General features: G+C 61.0%; 15 protein-coding genes. 6 read left to right on the top strand and 9 right to left on the bottom strand.

The features are described from left to right. Positions 1-8 precede the first annotated feature (8 nt). Complete coding sequence (locus H2170_14550) at positions 9-1271, top strand: hypothetical protein (GenBank protein ID MCS6301294.1); 1263 nt, start codon at positions 9-11, stop codon at positions 1269-1271. Here H2170_14550 and H2170_14545 read toward each other — a convergent pair. Further along, positions 1264-3288 (bottom strand): hypothetical protein, encoded by a 2025-nt coding sequence (locus tag H2170_14545; GenBank protein MCS6301293.1) that lies wholly within the window; start codon positions 3286-3288, stop codon positions 1264-1266. The two genes, H2170_14550 and H2170_14545, sit on opposite strands and share 8 nt — an antisense overlap. A gap of 43 nt (positions 3289-3331) precedes the next feature. Between H2170_14545 and H2170_14540 the strand changes: the two genes are divergently transcribed. Continuing rightward, a complete protein-coding gene (locus H2170_14540) occupies positions 3332-4069 on the top strand; it encodes a class I SAM-dependent methyltransferase (protein ID MCS6301292.1) in 738 nt (245 codons plus the stop codon). 12 nt (positions 4070-4081) lie between these two features. After that, the gene (locus H2170_14535) at positions 4082-5680 is read left to right on the top strand and encodes a hypothetical protein (protein ID MCS6301291.1); all 1599 of its coding nucleotides are present in this window, start codon (positions 4082-4084) and stop codon (positions 5678-5680) included. Positions 5681-5878: 198 nt separating this feature from the next. Here H2170_14535 and H2170_14530 read toward each other — a convergent pair whose 3' ends face one another. After that, positions 5879-7372 carry a hypothetical protein gene (locus H2170_14530; protein ID MCS6301290.1) on the bottom strand — a complete coding sequence of 498 codons (1494 nt, stop codon included), beginning with the start codon at positions 7370-7372 and terminating at the stop codon, positions 5879-5881. 239 nt (positions 7373-7611) lie between these two features. Between H2170_14530 and H2170_14525 the strand changes: the two genes are divergently transcribed. From H2170_14525 to H2170_14515, 3 genes are all read left to right on the top strand, one after another. Further along, entirely contained in the window at positions 7612-9114 is a 1503-nt protein-coding gene (locus H2170_14525; protein MCS6301289.1) for a hypothetical protein, read from the top strand. 242 nt (positions 9115-9356) lie between these two features. Beyond that, positions 9357-10136: a glycosyltransferase gene (locus tag H2170_14520; GenBank protein ID MCS6301288.1), complete on the top strand. Its 780-nt coding sequence runs from the start codon at positions 9357-9359 to the stop codon at positions 10134-10136. A 93-nt stretch (positions 10137-10229) separates the two neighbouring features. Beyond that, positions 10230-11723, top strand: coding sequence for a hypothetical protein (locus tag H2170_14515; protein MCS6301287.1), 1494 nt, complete (start codon positions 10230-10232; stop codon positions 11721-11723). Between the two features lie 419 nt (positions 11724-12142). Here H2170_14515 and H2170_14510 read toward each other — a convergent pair whose 3' ends face one another. The 7 genes from H2170_14510 to recQ form a co-directional block, all read right to left on the bottom strand. Further along, positions 12143-14239, bottom strand: coding sequence for a hypothetical protein (locus H2170_14510; GenBank protein ID MCS6301286.1), 2097 nt, complete (start codon positions 14237-14239; stop codon positions 12143-12145). Next, positions 14239-15207: a glycosyltransferase family 2 protein gene (locus H2170_14505; protein MCS6301285.1), complete on the bottom strand. Its 969-nt coding sequence runs from the start codon at positions 15205-15207 to the stop codon at positions 14239-14241. Before H2170_14505 ends, H2170_14510 begins: the two co-directional genes overlap by 1 nt. A 411-nt stretch (positions 15208-15618) precedes the next feature. After that, positions 15619-16794, bottom strand: coding sequence for a DUF1343 domain-containing protein (locus H2170_14500; protein MCS6301284.1), 1176 nt, complete (start codon positions 16792-16794; stop codon positions 15619-15621). A 293-nt stretch (positions 16795-17087) separates the two neighbouring features. Then, the gene (locus H2170_14495) at positions 17088-17351 is read right to left on the bottom strand and encodes a DUF1653 domain-containing protein (GenBank protein ID MCS6301283.1); all 264 of its coding nucleotides are present in this window, start codon (positions 17349-17351) and stop codon (positions 17088-17090) included. Positions 17352-17834: 483 nt separating this feature from the next. Next, a complete protein-coding gene (gene lnt, locus H2170_14490) occupies positions 17835-19478 on the bottom strand; it encodes an apolipoprotein N-acyltransferase (protein MCS6301282.1) in 1644 nt (547 codons plus the stop codon). 352 nt (positions 19479-19830) lie between these two features. Next, positions 19831-20649, bottom strand: a complete 819-nt coding sequence (locus tag H2170_14485; GenBank protein ID MCS6301281.1) for a redoxin domain-containing protein — start codon at positions 20647-20649, stop codon at positions 19831-19833. Between the two features lie 127 nt (positions 20650-20776). Then, positions 20777-22606, bottom strand: coding sequence for a DNA helicase RecQ (gene recQ / locus H2170_14480; protein MCS6301280.1), 1830 nt, complete (start codon positions 22604-22606; stop codon positions 20777-20779). Positions 22607-22677: the final 71 nt, after the last annotated feature.

The following is a 22677-nucleotide window of genomic DNA, read 5'->3' as shown; positions in this document are numbered from 1 at the left end:
TTTCCCGGATGTTTTCCTTCAATCTCCTTTGGATGCGTTGGCGCTGGTCGTTATTCGTCGGCGCGACGATTTTTGGGCTCATCAGCGGCGGCATTCTTTATCCAGTACTTTGGCGGGTTCTAGGGGTGGGGGCCTCGCCCCCCGCCTTTTCCGACATGGAGGCGCTGCTGGCGGCGGGTGAGGCCTGGGTTGCGGGACATGACCCCTACCTCACGCCCAATCACTTCGATTCGTTTGGCCGCCCGCATATTTACGGTCCTGCTTGGTTACTCACTGGTCTGTTTGGCTTTACCGTGGCGCATATCGCTGAGTTTGGCGTGCTATTGCTCATGGTTTTTTTGGGGGGATTGGCTTACTGGTTCCGCCCACACAATGCGCGGATGGCTGCCGGTGCACTCGCAGTGATGCTGGCTCCATCGATTTTGCTCGGTTTGGAGCGCGCCAACAACGACCTCTTTATTCTGACGTTGATCTCGTTTGCGGCACTGCTCAGCCGACGTGATGAGAGGCTCTCAACGCTGGGGGTTACCCTGCTCTTGGCCAGCGCCGCATGGCTTAAGATTTACCCGCTGGTTGCCGGTCTTGCGTTACTCACCTTGCCGGGTGGTTTCCGCTTGGCGGTCGAACGGCTAATTTTATGGGGTTTGCTGACCGTGACCGGGTTTGCGCTCTACGCCTTCGACTACTTGCGGTTGCTCAAAAATGTCCCCGTTGAGCAGTCGGTTTTTTCCTATGACCTGCGCTATGCTTTTTGGATTTCAGTCGGGGGGGCGGGCGGCCGCGGCTGGGCGTGGGCGGGGGCGCTGCTCGTCGCAGTGGGGTTTACCGCAATGGTCTGGCGGTACTGGCGTGACTACTGGCATGGGCTGCCTTTGACGGGGCCGTGGGCGTTTTTTACCGTTAGTTCCGCGTCCATCTGGGTGGGATGTTTGCTGGCGAACCCGAGCTATCCTTATCGTTCTGTGTGGGTGCTGCCGCTGCTGGCTTGGGTGGCGGCGACCGGAGCGATGCGACCTGCCGCCTGCCGGGCGCTGATCGGTTGCCTGCTGTGTTTTTTGTGGCTCTGGTGGATTCAATGGCAGTGTTACCACACCTTGGTCGAACCGCATCCGGGCAAGTATGAGTCGCTTTGGCTGTTCGTGCTGGGGGCCACGCAGAACAGTGTTCTGCTGACCACCGGCTTGGTTGCTTGGTTATTACTGGGTTGGGGGTGGCGCCGACTTCGCTCGCTGGTTCCCCCCTCGGCGGTCGGTAGCGCCAGTGTCACTTAATACCTGAAGTCGGTGGGCAATCTGCGGCTTGCAGTTCGAACACCAGCAGCGCACCGCCGGCGAGCACGGCCAACGGTTTTCGCCTGTGTAACTGGTGGGTGACTCGTCCCAACGTCAGCGCATCGTAATCGGCCCGCGCCAGGTCGGCTTCTTCGGGGGTTAACAACCGGCCTGTCGGGCCGGTGATCGTCGCTCCTGGCCGCCGGGCTCCTTGCGCCGGTAGCCAGGCGTTCAGATCCAGATACAGCCGTTCCCGCTCCGCAGTCCAGGGCCCGCGCACATAGCTGTAGACCCGCTCAAACTGGGTTGAGCCGAACACATATAGACCGGGACCCAAGGACGTCGGCAGGGCGCGGGGTTTTCGGCTGAAGGGCAGGTCGCCCCAGCGCACCACGTCGCTCAGCTCGGGGTAAAACGCCGGGTCATCGGAGCCAAAATAACTGAGATAAACACTCCGCCCCTGCTGGTTTTCTTGCAACCAGGTGGCCAGCTCCGGCAAGCCCTGCCCCCAGTCCAGATTGCTATCCACCAGCAGGCGGTGGTGTTGTTCGGCGGGGCCGGCCAGGAGGTTGAAATAGGCCAGGTAATGGGGCCGGGCCGCGATACTGGCCCAAGCGTGCGCAGCGAGCAGTGCCACCACCGCGCCTTCCACCGCCCAGCGCCGTGCCCTCCGGAATTTGGTCGTGCCGAGGGTGGCCACCGCTCCGGTCAGCACCCACCCTGCGGCGATCAAGGGTAGTTCATGGCGCAAGCCGATGTTCAGGTTGCCCGCGATGGAAACGCCTCCGTAAACCGCCCCCAGCGCGATCAAGGGCGCCAGGCGATAAGCGTGCCGTCCGCGCTCCCTCCCCAGTGCGACCGTGGCCACAGCCACCACCAGCAGCAGGATTCCTGCGAGCGTGCTCTTCCACCACCACGCCAAGGGGAAATACAGCCACCATCCGGTGGTGCCATGTTCGCCGGCGAAAAACGCCAACCGCGAGTGCGAGTGGTAGGCCACGAATCCCATCCCATAAAGCCATGCCTCCGGCAGTAAGCGGTGATCCCGGGCCCAGCGCAGACCCTGTTGCAAGGCCCCGGCCTGTAATTGAACTTGGTGGGCCTCCGCCGGCTCGCACAATTGCGGTAGCCCTACCTTTTGCGGTTGGGTGATCAGGATCGTGTCCCAGTTCTTCATCCAGGTGCCGCCTGCCGGCGCTGCGGCGAACCGAAACCCATAGGCGGACCAGACGATGACCCACGCCACCAGGATCGCCGCCAACCAGGCCCCGCCCAGCGCCCAAATCCGGCCGCTGCGGTGGCGGAGTCGGCCTGCGCCCAGTCCCGGCAGCGACCACGGTAACGGCGCAGGCCGGACGACGCGCACCACCAGTAGCCCGGCTATGACCGCCGGCAGTAGCACTGCGGAAAACTTCGCGATCGCCAAAAATCCTGCCGCCAGCCCGGCCATCGCCACGCGTCCGAGGGTGATCCGGTGGCACAGTCGCCAGCCTGCCAATACGGCGGCCAGAAATCCCAGTGCTCCCGCCGTGTCGGAGGTGGCCAGTCCGGCGTGAGCCAAAAGATTCGAGCAAAACGCCGCCGCCGCCACCGACACCAAGCCGCCCCGCCGTCCCCACAGCCCGGCTGACCAGGCGTAGATCACCAGCAGCAACCCGCAGCCGAGCAGCACGGTCATGGCTCGGCTGGCCGCCAGCAACGCCGTGCGTCGCGGGCCCGCCGTATCCAGCAACTGGTGGCCGAGGGCCCAGATGTCGGCGTGTTCCCATGCGGCTCCCGATTTGGCAGGCACCTCGACACCCGCCAGCACCCAGGGCAGTGCCACCCAGCGTTGCGGGAAGTTGCCGTTTTCCGGCTGAAAGCGGAAGTCGCCCGTCTGCCAGTAATACAGCCCGGAGACGATGTGCACCGGTTCGTCCGCCGTCATTCCGACCTGGGGTGAGACGCTCCACGCCATCACCGCATGGGCTGCGATTAACAGCGCGACTAGCCAGCCCGAGCGCCGCCGCATTTGCATGGACGGGGCGGGGGTTATCGGGTGACGTGCAGAACTTTCCGGCATGAATCCTGAAGAATACGCCAATCTCGACCGCGTGGAGCAATCCCATTGGTACTATGCCGGTAAACGTGAACTCGTTCGGCGTTGGATTCAGCGCGTTCGCCCGCCCCAACCCGACGACACCCTGCTCGACTGCGGTGCCGGCACCGGGCGCTTTGGCCTAGAAATGGCTCCCCACTGCCGAGTCTTCGTGCTCGACGACCACGAGGAGTCACTGCGCCTGCTGCGCCAGCGCTTTCCGGCCGAGTGCGTGCTCAGCCTCGGAGCTGACGGCAGCGTGCCGTTACCCGACGCTTCGCTCGATTACCTCACGGCCCTCGACGTGCTTGAACACACCCCCGATGACACCGCGGTGGTGAAGGGGTTTCGCCGCCTGCTGCGCCCGGGTGGGTTGGCGGTGATCACGGTGCCGGCCAGTATGGCTCTGTGGAGCGATTGGGACGTCGGGCTGCATCATTACCGGCGCTATTCACGGGGGCAGCTGCAGGCGCTTTTCCCCAACGGCGAGTGGGAGACGGTTTATGTTAATTACACCAACGTGCCGGCCTTCCCGGCGGTCTGGCTGTTGAGGAAGTGGCGCCGCTGGTTCCCGGCCCGCGCCGACGCTCCCCGGGCTGAAGACCGCCAGCCCGCCCCGTGGTTGAATCGCCTGTTGCATCGACTGTTTGTCGGGCTGGCGTTTTGCCGCATCCCCTTTCCGTTTGGCGTCAGTTTACTCCTGGTTGCCCGCCGCCGCTGATTCGCCCCGAGCATGACTAAATTTGATGTTTTTATCGCCGCGCTAATCGCCCTCGTGGCTGGGCTAATTTTTTACCCCTTCGCTGCCATCGGGGTGGATTCTCACCACGACGGCATCATGCTCAAGCCGGCCATGGATGTACTCTCCGGCCAGGTGCTGTTTCGCGACACCTTTAGCCAATACGGACCACTCACCACTTACTTTCAGGCGCTGGCTTTGGCCGTGAGTCCGACGCTCCACAGTCTGCGGATTCTTACTGTATTGGCCTATGCCGGAAGCCTCGGATTTCTCTACTTGGCCTGGCGCGCGCTGCTGCCGCGTTCGCTCAGTCTGATCGCTTCCCTTGTGTTTGTCGGCTACGCCCCGTTTTTTCACCCAAATTGGCCGATGCACCCATGGTCGTCCGTCATGGCGCTGGGGTTTCAATCCATAGCCATCCTCGCATTGGTGCGGATCGTTGCCGGTGACCGGCCCGCGGTTTGGGCGTGGGTGTTGGGCTTGGCCTGCGCCTCGACCCTCTGGTGCCGCCAGCCGGTAGGCATTATCTTAACTGCGAGTGTAGGAGTGATCGCAGTGGCACTACACCTCACAGGGTGGCGATTGGCCCCCGGTGAAGTGAGCCGCGTATGGGTGCGAGCAGCCGTTGGATTTGTGTGCGTCACGATCTTGGTCCTGGGTTACCTGATGATGAATGGTGCAGTCGCACCTTGGTGGGAGCAGACCGTCTTATGGCCATGGAAATGGGCTAAGTCGGGCACGATCGTATCATTTTGTTTTTACCTCACACCCAACAACACGCTGATCTTTCCCAGCATCCTGTTGGTCGCATTTTCGCCCGCTTTATTACGGCTCGTTTTCACTCGGCTGCCCCTCTTCGTTGATCTCTCCTGGTGGATGTTCCTGGTGGTTTTATATTGCACAGTTGCGGGTCCGACGGTGCGGCCTTACCTACTGATTTATACCGGCGGGTGGGGCGTCCTCGTACTTGCTCTCACTGGACTGCAAGTGCTGCTGGTTATCATTTGTGCGTTCATAAAAAAATGGGGGGAGTCTCACGGCAATGAGTTTTACCGGGTGTCGGTGCTGAGTGGATTGGCCATCGGCAGTGCGGCCCAGATTTATCCAGTGGCCTGCGTTGATCACGTTTATTGGGCGCTCGCTCCAGGGTTTGGGGTTTTTGTCTATTTTGTCTACAGATGCCTGCGGTTGCCTTCGCTGTATTGCTGTTTGGGGCTGTTGCTCCTCCTTGCTCCGGCAATATATGACAAGTTTAGGTGGGGCTTGTATAATTTTACGCGGCCCACTGTGGCGTTGTCCAGTCCTTCGGTTTTAGTGGGGATGCGTGTTGATTCAGACTTCGCCGGGGCGATCATGCGCACGGACACGGTTGTGCGGGGGCTGCTTGCGCGGCATCAGAATCGACCGGTTGTGTTGTATGGGAACAGTCCGCTTTGCCTGGAGTGGTTTGATAATCGGTTTAATCCGTCGCCCTATTTTGTTACGTGGGATCGTTTGGTTCCCGAAGCAGAGCAGCATAAAAGAACTGCGTATTTGATGGGGACGCGACCTGTATTACTCCTCGCTGAGTCGGCTTCAGAGGCCTTAAGTTAGAGCCTGTCCCAAATTTCCGGATTTTTAAAAAGTGCGCAGAGGTCCATTGGGATTGCGGGCGAACGAGGTGGCACGAATCACCCCAGCGACGTTAAACGGCGGCCCGAATCGATTTTTCCCGCCCCCAAGCGCGGTAGTAAGGTACGGCAAAGCCGGGGCGAGCCCCAGGGTTATTCACATTTTTGCCGGAAAATTGAATTAAGCGGCCAGCGGAAGTGTTATTTCCTCGGCAAGGATTCGTGACACCAGCCAGAGGTTGTGACCGAGTACACTCCAACCCACCGAACGGTAGCGGTTGGCAAACCCTTTACAGCGCAAGCGTCCGCCGAGGCGTTGTTTGAGGATCGCAATGCGCGCTTCGGTCGCCGAACGGCGCCGCTGCAATTGGGCGAAGCGTTTTTCGCTCAAACGCTCCTTGAGCGCGTGCGGATCACGCGGGCATACCGCATCGTAAACGTCTTGTTGCTTGAGCATTGCGGAAGTTTTTTTGGTGGCGAAGCCGCGGTCGGTGCCGACCGCGCTAATCGGCGCACTCAGGTCAAAGCGGTTCTGCCGCGCCAGGCTTTCCTCGAGTTGGCACCATTCTGCCGGAGCCGCGCCCTGGTAGAGTTGCCAGTCGGTGATTAAACCGGAGAGCGCCTCGCTCAACAGCAACGAGTTGCCAAACTCGACTTGGCTCCCTGCTTTGCCGCGAACCAGTACGTTCACATCAAGTTCATGCACGCTGAGGATCTTTTGGTCGTTGGGCACCGGGCGTCCGCCGATGATGCGCTCGTGGGCCTGCTTGATGACGGCGGGCAGTTGGCCGAGCATAGCGTCGATGCGGGTGGTTATCCGCTTGGTTTGGCGTTGGCTGTAATGGGTTTGGCTATACTTCTGCGCCAACAGGTCGCGGTGGCGGCGGGCATGTTCTCCGATCGTGCGTAACAGCGTCTTCATCTTGCGCAGGATCTGTTTACGCGCGCGCTTGGCGTCGTTGCGGCGGCCTGCGTGGGTCATTGACATGCACAACTTGTTCATCTGCTTGGCAAAGCACTCCGGCTCTTCAGGCATACGGTGGAGCAGTCCAGCGCGGCGGATTAAAATCATGGCCTTGAGCAAAGTCTTGGACACATCACGCAACAGCACCCAGTCCACCGGGAAGTGGATGTTGGTCTCCAAGCACGTGCCGTCGATGAGGCAAACATCCATGTCCAGCGGCGCGCTCAACCCGAGTTCAGTGGCGCGATCCTTCTCGCCGCACATCTCCACCAACACTTGCCCCATCCAGCGCACCTGTTCGGCGGTGAAAAACTTCGAGGCCCGCTCCAGCACACTTTTGGACGCCCCCTTGATTCCCTCAAGCGTGCGAACACCGCAAAAATCCGCCAGTAAATCACTTGAGGCAATGCTACGGGAAAGCTCGCGAAAGGATATGTTGCCCAAATGCACCCGCAACACTTCAAAGCGTAACGCTTTGAGCGCAAACTCCATACGCTGGCGTAGTTGTGCGACACTGGCTTGGCCTGCCCCCGCCTTGGCAAAGTCCATCGCCATCGTCTCCAAGTGGCTGCCACGCAACAACGCGTCGAGTCCTTCCAATTGCTGGCGAAACTCGGCGTAATCTTTATTGGCACCGACTGGCGTTAGCGCCGGACGCAACCAGCGTTGCAGGGCAATGGCCGAGGTGGCGGATACGGGTTTTGACTTCATGGCCGATTATAGCGGCTTTTTTTTGACCAAAACCAGGGAATTACCCCTCTTTAGGCATCATTAAACTTATGCTAATAGTTCACTGCTAGGTTTTTATGCTTTCGGGACAGGCTCTAAGTTATGTTCCGATTGATTATGAGGTGGTTCACCAAGAACCCGCCCTTTCACTGCGCATTATGGTCCCTCGCAACAGTATCGCCGACGGTGGGCTCTAGTTATCCGCTTCACTGCTTCAATTAATGTTTATGCTGGATCTAAGAAACTTCATTTGGAACCCGCTCAAATCAGACGCATGGATTGCGTCATTGCTCACGCTAGTGGCGGGGGTGATTTTTTACCCGTTCGCGGCCATCGGCGTGGATCCTCACCACGACGGCATCATGCTCAAGCCGGCCATGGATGTACTCTCCGGCCAGGTGCTGTTTCGCGACACCTTTAGCCAATACGGACCACTCACCACTTACTTTCAGGCGCTGGCCTTGGCGGTGAGTCCGACGCTCTACAGTCTGCGGATTCTTACGGTATTGGCCTATGCCGGCAGCCTCGGATTTCTTTACTTGGCGTGGCGCGCGATGCTGCCCCGTTCACTCAGTTTGGTCGCCTGTTTATTTTTCGTCGTCTACGCACCATTTTACCACCCCGACTGGCCGATGCTGCCGTGGTCGTCGGCACTGGCTTTGTTTTTTCAGTCGTGGGCGGTGTTGTCCCTCATGCGCATCGTCGCCGGCCGTGCGCATCCGGTTTGGGCTTGGGGGCTGGGAATCGCATGCGCCTGCACCCTCTGGTGCCGACAGCCGGTGGGCATCATCCTGACGGCGAGTGTGGGGGTGATTGCGATCGCCTTACACGTGAAAGGCTGGCGGATCCCGGACGGGGCCACCGGGAGGGTCTGGGGCCGGGTCGCCGCAGGCTTTGGCGTCGTCACCGTGCTGATCCTCGGGCACCTTGCGACCCATGGTGCGTTCGGGGCGTGGTGGGAGCAGAATATCCTCTGGCCCAAGCGCTGGGCCCAGCATGCGGACAAGTTTCTGTTCACATGGTTTGCGCCCCGAAACCTGTCGCTCGCGCCTATGTTGGGGTTGCTGGGGCTGTTTTGTGCGGGGTTTGTGCCTGCCATTATTCGCCGAGCTTGGTCGGGTCTTCCCCGCTGGGCCGACCTAGTTTGGCTGGGGGTGGGGGTGGCCGCCTACTTCGGTTTTGCCCGCGCTCTGGTTCGTCCTTGGCTATTGTTACCCGAGGGCGGCTGGAACGCCCTGATCATCGGCCTGATCGTGCTACAGGCGCTGTGGGTTGTCGTGGTCCGCATCGACCCTGCGCGGACCGGTGAGCGGGCGGACGGATATTTGCTCGCGGCGATGACGGGCGTGGCGCTGGGCTCGGCGGCGCAAATCTATCCTGTGCCCTGCGGCAACCACATCTACTGGGCCCTTGCCCCTGGGTTGGGACTATTTGTTTACCTGTGCTGGCGGTGGTCGCGGGCAGAGGTATGGGTCTGCAGTCTGCTCGTCGGGTTGTTGCTGCTGCCACTCGGCTACGACAAATTTCGCTGGGGACAGTATACTCTGGGCCTGCCGGCTATCACCCTTGAATCCCCCTCGGTGCTGCGGGGTATGCGGACCACCCCGGAGCGGGGCCAAGCACTTCAGCGGTTGGATCAGGTGCTGCAGCCTTTGCTGGCCGCCAATCCGGCCCAGCCTGGGATGCTCTACGGCGATGATGCGCTTTACCTCACTTGGTTTTAAAACACGGAAAATGCTTCGCCCTTTTATGTGACGTGGGGCGGCCTGCTGAGTTCAGCCGATCAGCTGCAACGAATCCGCTTTCTGGTGGAGCGGCGGCCAGTTTTATTGCTGCATCTGCAAAAGGAGGACGAGGTGCAGGCACTGCTACGGGCCGTAGATTATCAAATCGTTTACAAGGCCCCCGAGCTGTATCTGTGGGTCGCCCTGCCTATTTCCTCAGCGTCAGCTGCTTCCTCTCGTCCATGAAAACCATCACCATCGTTTCCGGCTGCTATAATGAAGCGGATAACCTCGATGAATTCTTCCGTCGCGTCTGGGCGGTCACCGCCGGGTTTTCTCAGTATAACTGGGAGTTGCTGGTGATTGATAACTGTTCGACGGACGGCACCCAGGAGCGGCTGCGGGCGGCGGCCACGCTGGAGCCGCGGCTTAAAGTCATTTTTAATATCCGTAATTTCGGCCACATCCGTTCGCCTAATCACGGGATTCACCAAGCACGGGGCGATGCGGTTATCTTTATGGCTTCGGATCTGCAGGACCCGCCCGAGTTAATCGAAAAGTTCATTTCCCCATGGGAGACGGGCACGAAGGTGGTCGCTGCCATCAAGGAGCAGAGCGAGGAGTCGCCCCTGTTTTTTATGGTCCGCAAGGCTTACTACCGTACGGTGGCGCGCTTGGCTGACGTGGATTTGCTTACGAATTTCACCGGCTTCGGGCTTTATGACCGCGAAGTGGTGGATCATTTGCGCGCGGCCGAAGACCCCTATCCTTATTTGCGGGGGCAGATCTCGGAGTTGGGGTATCCGGTGGTGCGGGTTCCGTTCGTCCAGCCATTGCGCAAGCGGGGGTTTACCAAGAATAATTTTTATACGCTATTTGATATAGCGATGCTTGGGTTTACCAATCACACCAAGGTTCCGCTGCGCCTGGCCTCCATGGTGGGTTTTTCCATGGCGCTGTTTTGTTTTGGAGTGGGGGTGGCTTACTTTACGTATAAACTAGAGCCTGTCCCGAAAGCATAAAAACCTAGCAGTGAACTATTAGCATAAGTTTAATGATGCCTAAAGAGGGGTAATTCCCTGGTTTTGGTCAAAAAAAAGCCGCTATAATCGGCCATGAAGTCAAAACCCGTATCCGCCACCTCGGCCATTGCCCTGCAACGCTGGTTGCGTCCGGCGCTAACGCCAGTCGGTGCCAATAAAGATTACGCCGAGTTTCGCCAGCAATTGGAAGGACTCGACGCGTTGTTGCGTGGCAGCCACTTGGAGACGATGGCGATGGACTTTGCCAAGGCGGGGGCAGGCCAAGCCAGTGTCGCACAACTACGCCAGCGTATGGAGTTTGCGCTCAAAGCGTTACGCTTTGAAGTGTTGCGGGTGCATTTGGGCAACATATCCTTTCGCGAGCTTTCCCGTAGCATTGCCTCAAGTGATTTACTGGCGGATTTTTGCGGTGTTCGCACGCTTGAGGGAATCAAGGGGGCGTCCAAAAGTGTGCTGGAGCGGGCCTCGAAGTTTTTCACCGCCGAACAGGTGCGCTGGATGGGGCAAGTGTTGGTGGAGATGTGCGGCGAGAAGGATCGCGCCACTGAACTCGGGTTGAGCGCGCCGCTGGACATGGATGTTTGCCTCATCGACGGCACGTGCTTGGAGACCAACATCCACTTCCCGGTGGACTGGGTGCTGTTGCGTGATGTGTCCAAGACTTTGCTCAAGGCCATGATTTTAATCCGCCGCGCTGGACTGCTCCACCGTATGCCTGAAGAGCCGGAGTGCTTTGCCAAGCAGATGAACAAGTTGTGCATGTCAATGACCCACGCAGGCCGCCGCAACGACGCCAAGCGCGCGCGTAAACAGATCCTGCGCAAGATGAAGACGCTGTTACGCACGATCGGAGAACATGCCCGCCGCCACCGCGACCTGTTGGCGCAGAAGTATAGCCAAACCCATTACAGCCAACGCCAAACCAAGCGGATAACCACCCGCATCGACGCTATGCTCGGCCAACTGCCCGCCGTCATCAAGCAGGCCCACGAGCGCATCATCGGCGGACGCCCGGTGCCCAACGACCAAAAGATCCTCAGCGTGCATGAACTTGATGTGAACGTACTGGTTCGCGGCAAAGCAGGGAGCCAAGTCGAGTTTGGCAACTCGTTGCTGTTGAGCGAGGCGCTCTCCGGTTTAATCACCGACTGGCAACTCTACCAGGGCGCGGCTCCGGCAGAATGGTGCCAACTCGAGGAAAGCCTGGCGCGGCAGAACCGCTTTGACCTGAGTGCGCCGATTAGCGCGGTCGGCACCGACCGCGGCTTCGCCACCAAAAAAACTTCCGCAATGCTCAAGCAACAAGACGTTTACGATGCGGTATGCCCGCGTGATCCGCACGCGCTCAAGGAGCGTTTGAGCGAAAAACGCTTCGCCCAATTGCAGCGGCGCCGTTCGGCGACCGAAGCGCGCATTGCGATCCTCAAACAACGCCTCGGCGGACGCTTGCGCTGTAAAGGGTTTGCCAACCGCTACCGTTCGGTGGGTTGGAGTGTACTCGGTCACAACCTCTGGCTGGTGTCACGAATCCTTGCCGAGGAAATAACACTTCCGCTGGCCGCTTAATTCAATTTTCCGGCAAAAATGTGAATAACCCTGGGGCTCGCCCCGGCTTTGCCGTACCTTACTACCGCGCTTGGGGGCGGGAAAAATCGATTCGGGCCGCCGTTTAACGTCGCTGGGGTGATTCGTGCCACCTCGTTCGCCCGCAATCCCAATGGACCTCTGCGCACTTTTTAAAAATCCGGAAATTTGGGACAGGCTCTAAACTACTCAACTGGGACAGTTTTTCCCTAGGCACCGCACCGGTGGTGGTAGGGCTTTTTTTTATCGGCTCAGTCCAACTCTTTTTTATTGGCGTGTTGGGTGAGTATATTGGCGCGATTCATACCAAGGTAACCAAGCGCCCGTTGGTGGTGGAGCGGGAGAGGCTTAATTTTTAAGGCAACAATTTCGGGGAAAGCCACAAACGCCTATGTCGTTTGTTAGTCGGCCGGCAGGGCGTTCTCCGGGATCACCTGCACCGAGATCTCCCCGATGGCGATTTCCCGCTGTACCCCTTTCGGCCAGTCGTTGGGTAGCGACGCCTCAATGTGCCAGGTCGTTGCGTCCTGTTGGCTCCACGTTGCTGACGTGAGGCATATGCCAAGCCAATCCGATCGGGCGGGGGCGCGTAGCCGGATCGGGGCCGGACCGCTGGGGCGCACCACCATTGCAACCAACCGGTCATTTTCGACCCGAAACGTGTCATAGGCCGCAATCCGGCGCCCCCGCTTCACGCAGAGGTCGTAGCCGCCTACACGGATCGCAGGTGCAAAGGCTGTACGGAGATAATCCGCCAGCAGTCCCGAGGGGCCGTAGCCATTTTGGTAAAGCAGTCTTAATAAATCACGCTGAACCACGAGCATGGCCTTTGGGTCAGCCGCCAGAACCTTTATAATCTCCGTCTGTTGAGGCTCATTGAGCAGGCTGAACCAGTGCGTGGTATTGGCCGCCGTCGGGGTCGGCCTGCCGCTCCATAGGTTCAGGCTGAACATACCCGGCAGGCTAAAAACCACCCCGGCGTCACGCTGGAGGTTCGTCTGCAGGATTTGCAGCGGACGGGTAATGTCGGGCGGCGGTCGCAGCCACCGGGCGCCCGGCAGTTGCAGCGGTGTGCTGTCCATCCACCAGTTGTGGGCGCCGCGCACCACGATCCCCGTCGTGGTTAAGGCCACCCCGGCCCAAGCCAGCGCACCCACCGCGGGCGCCCACCGCCAGCGCACGCTGGCCCAGCGCCCTAGGTCCACGCAGCCGACCCCGGCAATGACCACCCACAAGGCCCCACCCCAGGTCACTTGCGATCCAGCCACCGGGTAAGCCTGTAACAGTTGCCAGACAAAAATCCACCCGAGCCACCAGCGTGCGCGCAGCTGCCGGGAGGAGTGCTCGGTTAACGGAATAAGCATCCATCCGGCCAGCGCTGGCCCCCAGGCCAAGGCGTAGTCGTATAACCCCCACTGATTATGCGGGGCTTTCATGTGCCAAAAGTAGCCCGCCACCCCCGTTAACCTTACCGCCACAATGATCGATGTGCGCCAGCCGCCGAGGCGACTGCGCGTCGTCAACCAAAAGGCGAGGAGTGAAACCCAGGCCACACCGCCGACCACCAAGGGGGTGCGCGCCGGAAAGGTGTACATTTGGGGGTGGCGCAACGGTGCCAGCAAGCCGCCTTCCAGCAGCGCGGCCGGTGAAGTGCCGAGCGCCGCCATGCCCGCGACGACGGTTCCGATCACCACCCCGACCGCCCCCAGCCAAGCCCAGCCGGCTGCGTTTTCATCGCGCCCCTGCGATCGTACGATTTGCCACCATAACCCGAGGGCCCCGGCGCTGAATATCCAGGCAAAACCCAGCGCCCAAGGCTCCGTTAAATGAAGCCGCATCAGCACCAGCGGAGCCGCGATCACGCTCACACTTATTGCCCATCCCAGATAATGCCGCCAGCGGGAGCACTGCACCTCTTGGGCGAGCCACCAACTGCCCCACGCGCAGAGCAAAAACAGGCCCACGTTGATTTTGATCAAGAGCATGGCGGCTCCGATGGCGCCCATCACCACCCCCATGCGCTTGCTCCAGCCTCGTAGGATACATTCCGCACCCGCCCAGGTTGCCACCACGCTTAATAAAACCAGTAAACTGCCGGGGTGAAACGGCTCGTTGATGTTGGGGGTCAGGGCAACAAACCCCAGCGCCGTCGCCGTCCAGCCGGTGATCACGGAGGCGGTCAGCCTTCGCGTTAACCAGCCGATGACCCCCGCCGTCGTCAGCCAGTAACCGAGCGTCAGAAGCCTGCCAACCTCATGATCGTAGACTAGTCCGGTGAGCGCATGCAGGCCGCGATAAAACAGGAAAAATGCCGGCCCGTACTGGCTGAAAACCTCGGTGTACAGCGGCTTGCCGTCGCAAAACTGCCGCACCGACATGAGCACATAGCCTTCGTCATCGTAGACCATGAAGGAGGTGGCGATCAGCACCCAGCCGAGCCCAGCGAGCGCCCCCAGCAAACCGATCCAGCCGAGCGTTTCCCCGAGGCGGCGTTTCATCACGATTCAGCCGGCGGTCTCAGCACATACAGCGGCCGGCGCTTCGCCTCGTCATAAATGCGTCCGAGGTATTCGCCTAAAATGCCGATGCCGATCAGCTGCACTCCGCCTAAAAACAAGATCAGCGTCACCAATGTCGTGAACCCCGTGAAGGCCACCTCCTGCCCGAGCAGCCGGCGCATCACGAAAAACGCTCCCACCGCGAAGCCTAGGCCGGCGATGAACATGCCCGTGTAGGTCATCATCCGCAGTGGGAAATATGAAAAACTGAAAATCCCGTCCAACGCGTAGCGCACCAGTCGGCGCAGGGTTTGCCCCGGGGTGCCCGCTGCCCGCTCTTGGCGGTCGTAGATCACCTCGGCTTGTTTAAAACCAACCCACGCCCGTAGCCCGGGGAAAAAGCGGTGGTGCTCCTCCAGCGCGTTGATCGCCGCCACCGCCGGGCGGGCCAAGAGGCCGAAGGTCCCGGTGTTGGCTTCGATCTTGAAATCACTCACCCGCTGAAACCAGCGGTGAAAGACGTCGAAGCCCACCCGACGCAGGCCCGCGTCTTGGCGCGAGCGGCGCACCGCCAGCACCACTTCGGCACCGGCTTGCCACGCTTTTACCAATTCGGGGATGAGCTCGGGCGGGTCTTGCAGGTCGGCGTCCATCGTCACCACCGCATCGGCCAGCCCGGCCTGCGCCAGTCCGGCGGTCAGAGCGGGTTGGTGTCCAAAATTCCGCGACAGGCGCACCAGCTGAAAACGCGGTTCGAGTACGGCTGCCGCCGCCAGCATTGAGGCGGTGCGGTCGCGCGACCCGTCGTCCACAAACACCACTTCCCAGCGCACGGTCGTCAGGCTGCCCAAAACCCGCTGCAACCGCTCTAGCAATTCTGGTACAACCGGCTCTTCGTTAAAAACGGGGATAACAACGCACAGCAGGGGCAGGGTGGCGGATGGCGACGGTGTTTGGGGATCGGACATGCGGAGAAAAAGGGGGTAACGGTTTATACGGCTCTGGCGGCCGATTCAGCGGTGGTGAAACGGATGGGATTTCAACGGATAATACAAGTCCGCGCCACGCTCTGAGGTAGTGCGGTGCTTTAGCCCGCAGGTTTGTATTGAATTTCCCTCACAATCGGCCGATGCGGGCTAAAGCACCGCACTCCTTTCGATCCGTTCCTTTGAGTGTTACTGCCGCGTAGTGGGTCGTAACCTGAAACCTAGCGGATGAAGCCAAGGCAGTTTAGCCGCGAAAGAACGCAAGGATCGCAAAGAACAGACCCTGTGTTTCTATGCGTTCTCTGCGATCTTTCGCGGCTAAACGGATCGATGGATTCTGTCGATTTTGTCGGCCCGAAGTCGGCCGCCGCCGCTGCGGCCCTTGGTCGTGGATTATTGGTAAAGCCAGTATTTGCGCGTGGCCTGCTGGTAGGCGAGCGCCTTGACGTTCCACGCGGCTAGGTTGCCGCTGACGTCCACTCGCGCGCCGTCGCGTTTGAGCGCTTCCCACCAGGCGGTCGAGCCGACGTGAATGTTGAAACTGCGCATGCTTTTCGCGTCGATTTTAACAAAGGGGTTGGGCGGATCATAGCGGCAGGCCAGGCGCATGAGTTCGAAGCTCAGCTGGGTGGGGCGCCACGCGGCGTAATTACTCACGTCTACGTAAACGCCTTCCTTGGGTTTCCCGTCCAGGTCGGGACCGGTGATTTTGCGGTAGCTGAGGCCGGCGATTTTGAGTGCCTTTAGGTCTTTGATGAGGCGATCGGCGGTCACCCCTTTGAAGGCGATTCCACGGAATGGATACTGCGAGCCGATCCCGTGTTTAAAGCCGCTGTATTCGCAGCCAAGGCCGGTCATCGCATAACCCATGACTGTGGGGAAATCGCGCACCATTGGGGATGTCGGGATAAACTTCAGCCCGGTCTCCGGCCAGAGCATCGAGCGTTTCCAGCCGCGCATGGAAATCACCGTGAGTTTACCTTTGCCGCGGATGTTTTCAGCGACGGCGAGAACCCCGGGTTCGCTGGCGGCCCAGCGCGCGAGTTCGCCCATCGTCAACCCGTGAACGTAGGGCATTTGAAAGGCTCCCACGCCACTGAACCATTCGCGGTCGAGGCTGGGGCCGTCCACCTTCAGGCCGCCCAGCGGGTTGGGGCGGTCGAGCACGATCACTTCGACGCCCGCCTCGAAACACGCGTCCATCGCGTAGCGCATGACCACGTTGTAGGTGTAGGAACGCACTCCGATGTCCTGCAGGTCGATGACCAGGGCATCGATGGTTTTGAGCTGGGCGGGGGTGGGCTTGCGGTTTTTGCCGTGCAGCGAATAGACCGGCAGCTTGGTCACAGAATCGATGCTGTCATCGACGTTGACGGAGGCTTTCACGTCCCCGCTCAAGCTGTGTTCGGGGGAGAATAGGCAGGTGAGTTTGGCGTTGGGCGCGCGGCGTAAAACCGTGATGGTGCTCTCGCCGCGGCGGTTGACGCCGGCGGGGTGGGTGAGCAGGCCGATGCGTTTGCCGGCAAGGGCGCGAAAGCCGGCGGACTCCAGCACGTCCACCCCGAGCATGACGGGGAATTCAACCACCGGTTTGGCAACCACGGGCGCAGGTGCCGCTTTAGGGGCAACAGCGGTGGGGGCGGGAGCTGCGGCGGGTTTGGCCGGTGCAGCGACGGCGGGGGTGCGCTGGGGCTTTGGTTGAGCATGTGCCTTGTTCGACGAACAGCCGGCCAGCCCGATCAGGGTGGCGGCGAATACCAGCAGCAGCGTTGCAGAGGGGGGGCGAGGGAGTCCGGACATGCGCAGGGTGGAGAGTTTAACCGAGAGTGGAGTGGGTCGAGGCGGAATCCTGCCGAGGGGCATTATTCCGGGCCGACGTAGGCAAAGCGGGGCAAAGTTTGGCCGTTGATCACAACGGTTTCCATGAACATGGCGCGGGGCCGTATCCACAGGCTGAAGTCGCCGTAGAGCATGCGATAAACCACCAGTTCCTCGGTCGTTTCGGAGTGGCGCGCGACCCCGAGCACGAGGTACGGGTTGCCCTTGTAGTGGCGGTAGCGGCCGGGGCGGGGGCCGTCGGGGTGCTCGGCAAGCGGGGGAATGGCGGTGGGGTTGAGCGCGGACATGCGGTGAGTAGTGAGTAGCAATTAAGGTGTCGGATCGAAAGTAGCGCGGTGCTTTAGCCCGCATCGGTAATTGCAGGAGGGAATCCGGTGTAAACCTGCGGGCTAAAGCACCGCACTACCTCAGAACTCAATCCGACAATTTTCATGTGACTGCGTACCCGTTTCAATCGGGTTGGGGCGAGAAAACAAAGCCTCGAACAGCGCGGTACGCGATTTTTCCGGTTTTGGGCGGGTGGCGAAGCGTTAGCGTGTTTTCTGGGAAACTATAGCCATACCGGAATCGGATTTTAGCCGCAAAAGAACGCAAGGATCGCAAAGAAAAGATTTAATCTGATTCCTCTTTGCGGTCTCTGCGTTCTTTTGCGGCTACACTTCCGGTTGAAACGCTCTAGCGTGCACCGAAAATAATATTATAGCCGAGATCGGCTCGACGTAGCGCAGGCTTCTAGCCTGCTTTTCTCATGAGCAGACTGGAAGTCTGCGCTACTTCAGGCGGCGTAGCAGCAGGAATGCGACGAGCACCAAGCCTGCGCTCACCACGACGAGCCAATCGCCGTGCTGCACATAAAAACTCGGGCGGCCGATCCAGCGCGCATCGACGTTCACGGCGACCGTCTGGGTGCCGCGGAAATACACCGAGCCGTGCGGGGCGAGTTTGGGGCTGGCCGTGGAGAGTTTTCCGCTCTCCGGATCGCGGGTGAGCACGGCGCGGATACTGCCAAACTCGTCGATCCAGCCGCTCCAGCCGCCGTTGCCGCAGCGCAGCACCGGGCGGCGGGTTTCGACGGCGCGCAGCACGGAATTGGACGCGTGTTGGTACGCCGCGCCGCCCTCGCCGAACCAGCCGTTGTTGGTGTGGACCACCAGCACATCGGCCCCGGCGAGCACGCTGGCTCGCACCGTTTGCGGGAAAATATCCTCGTAACACAGCAGCGGTCCCAGCGCCACGGGACGGCCGTTGAGGTTAACCGTTAAAAGCGACGGATCGTTGCCGCGCTGGAAGTCCTCACCGATGGGAACGAACTTTTCGAGCCAGCCGAGCACGGGGCGCAACGGTACGAATTCCCCAAACGGCACCAGTTTTCGTTTGGCGTAAAACTTCGGCTGCAGGCCGGTGGCGGGATCGACGGTGAACACGCCGTTGCGCCAGTCGTCCTCGGCCGGGTTAACTGGGGAGGCTTCGCGGGCGATGGAGCCGAGCATCAGCGGGGTGCCGGTGCGCGCCACCAATTGCTCGACCCAGCCGCGCATGGCGTCGTCGCCTTTCACCGCCCACGGGGTGGTCGCTTCGGGCCACAGGATCAAATCGGGCTTGGTCGCGCCGGCGGCTAGGGTGAGGTCTTCGAGGACTTTGAGGATGGCAGGGCCCTGGGCGTTGTCCCATTTCACGGTTTGTGGGATGTAGGGCTGCACAAAGGCCACGCGTCCCAGCGGCGCGGAAAAACGGTGGCGGTTAAAGGTTTCCTGGAGCCGGGTGGCCACGCAGATCACCAGCAAAAACATCGCGGCGAAAAACTCCGGGCAGCGTTTGCCCAAACCGGCTCGGCCTTCGCGCAGGAGGCGGTGCGCGTAGGCGGCAAAGCCGAGGTTCATGGCGATCAGGATAAACGACACCCCGCCCGCGCCGGTGAACGCGGCGATTTGCAGGATGGTCATGCGTTGCCACTGGCTCGCGGCGAGCGGCATCCACGGGAAGCCGCTGAGCATCCAGGTGCGCGTCCATTCGCCGATCACCCACAGTCCGGCCAGGCCGAAGAGCGCGGCGATTCGCACGGGCGTGGCGCGTCCGAGCATGCGGGGCAGCGCCCAATGCGCGGCGATGAACCACACCCCGATCCACATGCCGATAATGGGCCCGAGCAGGAGCAGCCCGCCGACGGTGACGTTGTGCAACCAGCCGAGCAGGATCGTCCACGCGACCGCCTGGGCGCCGAGAATCGTCGCCGCGTAAAGCCGCAGCGAGGGGCGCAGGTAGGCCCAGAACAAGGCGGGAACGGCAAACGCGTAGGCGAACTCCGGGGTGGGGGAGGGCGGGAACGACAGTACGGTTAACACCACCGTGGCGACGAAGACCCCGGCCGCCCACAGGTGTTGCGCGTGGCGGTTCACCCAGGACGACGTCGGCAAATCAGAGGCGTCGGAGTCGCTGCCTGCGGCCGCAGTGGCCGAAGCCGTCACGCGGTCAGCGGCAGTGGAGGATGTGGAGGGACGGAAGCGCACGGAAAAGAGGTCAGTGTGCCGAAGCACGGTCGGGCTGCAAGCGGCTCGGTTATCCGGAACCTGCCGCAGCGTTTTTGCGTAACCTCGGTTATACCCATTCGCGTTCAAGATGAGCTTAACTGAATCGGTTCCTGCGCGGGGGGCATACCTTTGGCAAACACCCTGAGCTCACGCTCAAGGCCACGAGGAATGTGTTCGCGAAGCGTGTGGCCTTGAGCGTGAGCTCAGGGATGCCTCCCAGTTTGAACGCTAATTAGCATCACTTCTTAAAATGCTTCTGTATCGTCGCGAGCACGGCTCCGGGGCCGGTGTAGGTGCCACTGGAAGTGTAGGTCGTGGCGAGTTCTTTGCCGTCGGCGGTCATGAACACGAGGTTGGGGATGCCGCTTTCATTGCCCGGCCGCTGGAGGGTTCGGACGTTGTCCTTTTGGTCGAAACGCACTGCTGGCCAGGGCATGAGGCTTTCGCGCATGTAGCTTTTCATCGAGTCCTCGTCTTGGTCGCTGCTGACAAAAATCACCTCAAACTCGGGGTGAGCGGCCTTGATCGATTTGTACGCCGAGACGAGTTGGGGCGTGAACGCGCGGCAGGGCGGGCACCAGTGCGCGGAATAATAAAACGCCACATAGCGGATGCCGGCTAGTGGCGCCTGTGGCACGGGAGCCAGCGACGAACCTTTGAGGTGAACGAGTTTGCCGATAAGCGGTGCGATCACTTTGCCTGCCTTAGTTGATGCGGCTGGTGCAGCGGAATCATCCTTGGGTTCGACTGCGGCCGCAGGCGTTGACGCGGTCACGGGTGCAGCAGCCCCTGTGGCGGCTACGGCACCGGGGGCCTCAGCGGGGGCGTTGCGGCCGGTGAGTGCATCGATCCGGACGCGATCGGCTTCGGAGAGTTTACTGTAAGGCAGCAGGTAGCGGGCGCCCGAGGATTTTTGAAACGTGATGTAATCGCTGCTCCTGCGGATAAACTCGGCCTGGATGGGCAGCCCGTCGGGCCCGGTCCATGTTTCAACGGCGGCCTGGGTCGAGAGGGGGAGGAGGGCGGTGATCAGCAGGGCGAGGCAGCGGGAGTTCATGGGGTAGAAATGAAGCGGCGTTGGGTGTGGCGTGAGGGGATACGAAGAAAATGGGGGCGGGGGCAGATCAGGGGCGTCCCGTATTTGCGGCGGGCCGTGTTGGCTTGCGGGGCGTGCTGGCGGGCGGTCAGTCGTTAAAAGTTTGTCGCGAGTTATCCTGAAGGAAAGTCGAGATCTCGCGGGCGAACAGCTCGCTGAACTCGGCGCGTTTCTTCGCACCCATGCCGAAGATGTGCGCCATGGCGTCGTCGCCTTGCGGATACTCGCGGGCCATCTGGCGCAGCGTGGCGTCGCCAAAGATAACGTACGCGGGGACCTTGCGCTCGTCGGCCAGCTTTTTGCGCAGGTCGCGCAGGCGGTTGAACAAAATCTCGTCGCACTCAATGTCGCCCTGGCGGCGCACGACCTTGCGGACTTTGGGCGCTTCCATGGGCTTGGTGAGCGTGATGGGGCGGCGGGTTTTGAGCGCGTCGAGGCCCTCGGCGGTGAGCTGGAGGGTGGGGAATTCGCCTTGACTTTGCGCGAGCAGGCCGAGGCGGAGCAGGTCGCGGCCGATGGCGGTCCAGGCGGGGCGCGAGAGGTCTTTGCCAATCCCGTAGGTGGTGAGCCGGTCGTGGTCCCAGCGGCGGATTTTGTCGGTGTCGGCGCCGGTGAGCACTTCGCCTACGTGGTTGATGCCCACGCCGAAGCGGCTGGCGGCGTTGATGCGGTAAACGCAGGAGAGGAATTTTTGGGCAACAATGGTGCCGTCGTAGGTGTCTCGAGGCTCTTGGCAGTTGTCGCAGGCACCGCAGTTATCGAGGGGGAACTTTTCGCCGAAGTAGGCGAGCAGTTCGCTGCGGCGGCAGTTGGAGCCGTCGGCGTAGCGCAGGATTTGGCGGAGCTGATTGCGGGCAACTTGCGCCTCCTGCTCGTTGGTCATCTCGTCGATGAAGTGGGTCTGCTTGGCGGCGTCGCCGGCGGAGAACAACAGCAGGCAATCGCCCGGCAGACCGTCGCGGCCCGCGCGGCCAGTTTCTTGGTAGTAGCCCTCGATGTTTTTGGGCAGGTCGTAGTGGATGACCCAGCGCACGTTGGGTTTGTTGATACCCATGCCGAAGGCGATCGTCGCGCACATGATGTGCACCTCGTCGCGCAGAAACAGCTCCTGATTACGGGCGCGTTCGTCGGCGGGCAGGCCGGCGTGGTAGGGGCGAGCGCTGTAACCTTTGGCGGCGAGGGCTTCGGCCACGCGCTCGGTGGCGGCGCGGCTGGCGCAGTAAACGATGCCGCTCTCGTCCTCGCGCTTTTTTACCCAGGCGATGATTTGATCGGCGGGTTTTTCCTTGGGCGTGACCTTGTAGGTGAGGTTGGGCCGGTTAAAGGAGGCGACGAACACCGCGGGAGCGCGCAGCTTGAGGTGTTTAATGATGTCGGCGCGTACCCGTTCAGTGGCTGTGGCGGTGAGCGCCATCAGCGGCACGTCGGGCAGGAGCTCGCGCAGTTTGGCGATCTGGCGGTACTCGGGGCGGAAGTCGTGGCCCCATTCGGAAACGCAGTGCGCCTCGTCGATGGCGATGGCGGCGACGTTCCAGGCCTTTAAGTTAGCCTGCCAATTATCGAGCATGAGGCGCTCGGGGGCGACGTAGAGCAGCTTCCATTCGTTGCGGTGCAGGCCGGCGAGGCGCGAGCGGGCTTCAGCGGGCGAAAGCGTGGAGTTGAGAAACGTGGCGGCGACGCCGGCGGCCTGGAGCTGGTCGACCTGATCCTTCATCAGCGCGATGAGCGGGGAGACGACGATGGTTAGCCCGGTGCGGTGCAGGGCGGGGATTTGAAAGCAGAGGGATTTGCCACCGCCGGTGGGGAGCAGAGCGAAGACGTCGCGGCCGGCGAGCGAGGTTTCGATGATGTCACGCTGGAGCGGCCGGAATTCCGGATAACCGAAGCTGGAGTGGAGAGTGTGGAGAAGTTCGGGCACGGGAGCAGGCGGGACGCAGCGGCAGCCAAAGGGAAGTGGGCCCTATCAATCGAGCTCAATGCGCAGGAGGT

Origin of the sequence: Opitutus sp., from assembly GCA_024998815.1 — a bacterium.
GTDB lineage: Bacteria > Verrucomicrobiota > Verrucomicrobiia > Opitutales > Opitutaceae > Rariglobus.
Note: the sequence above shows the minus strand (reverse complement) of the source record. Positions and strands in the feature narration are given on the sequence as shown.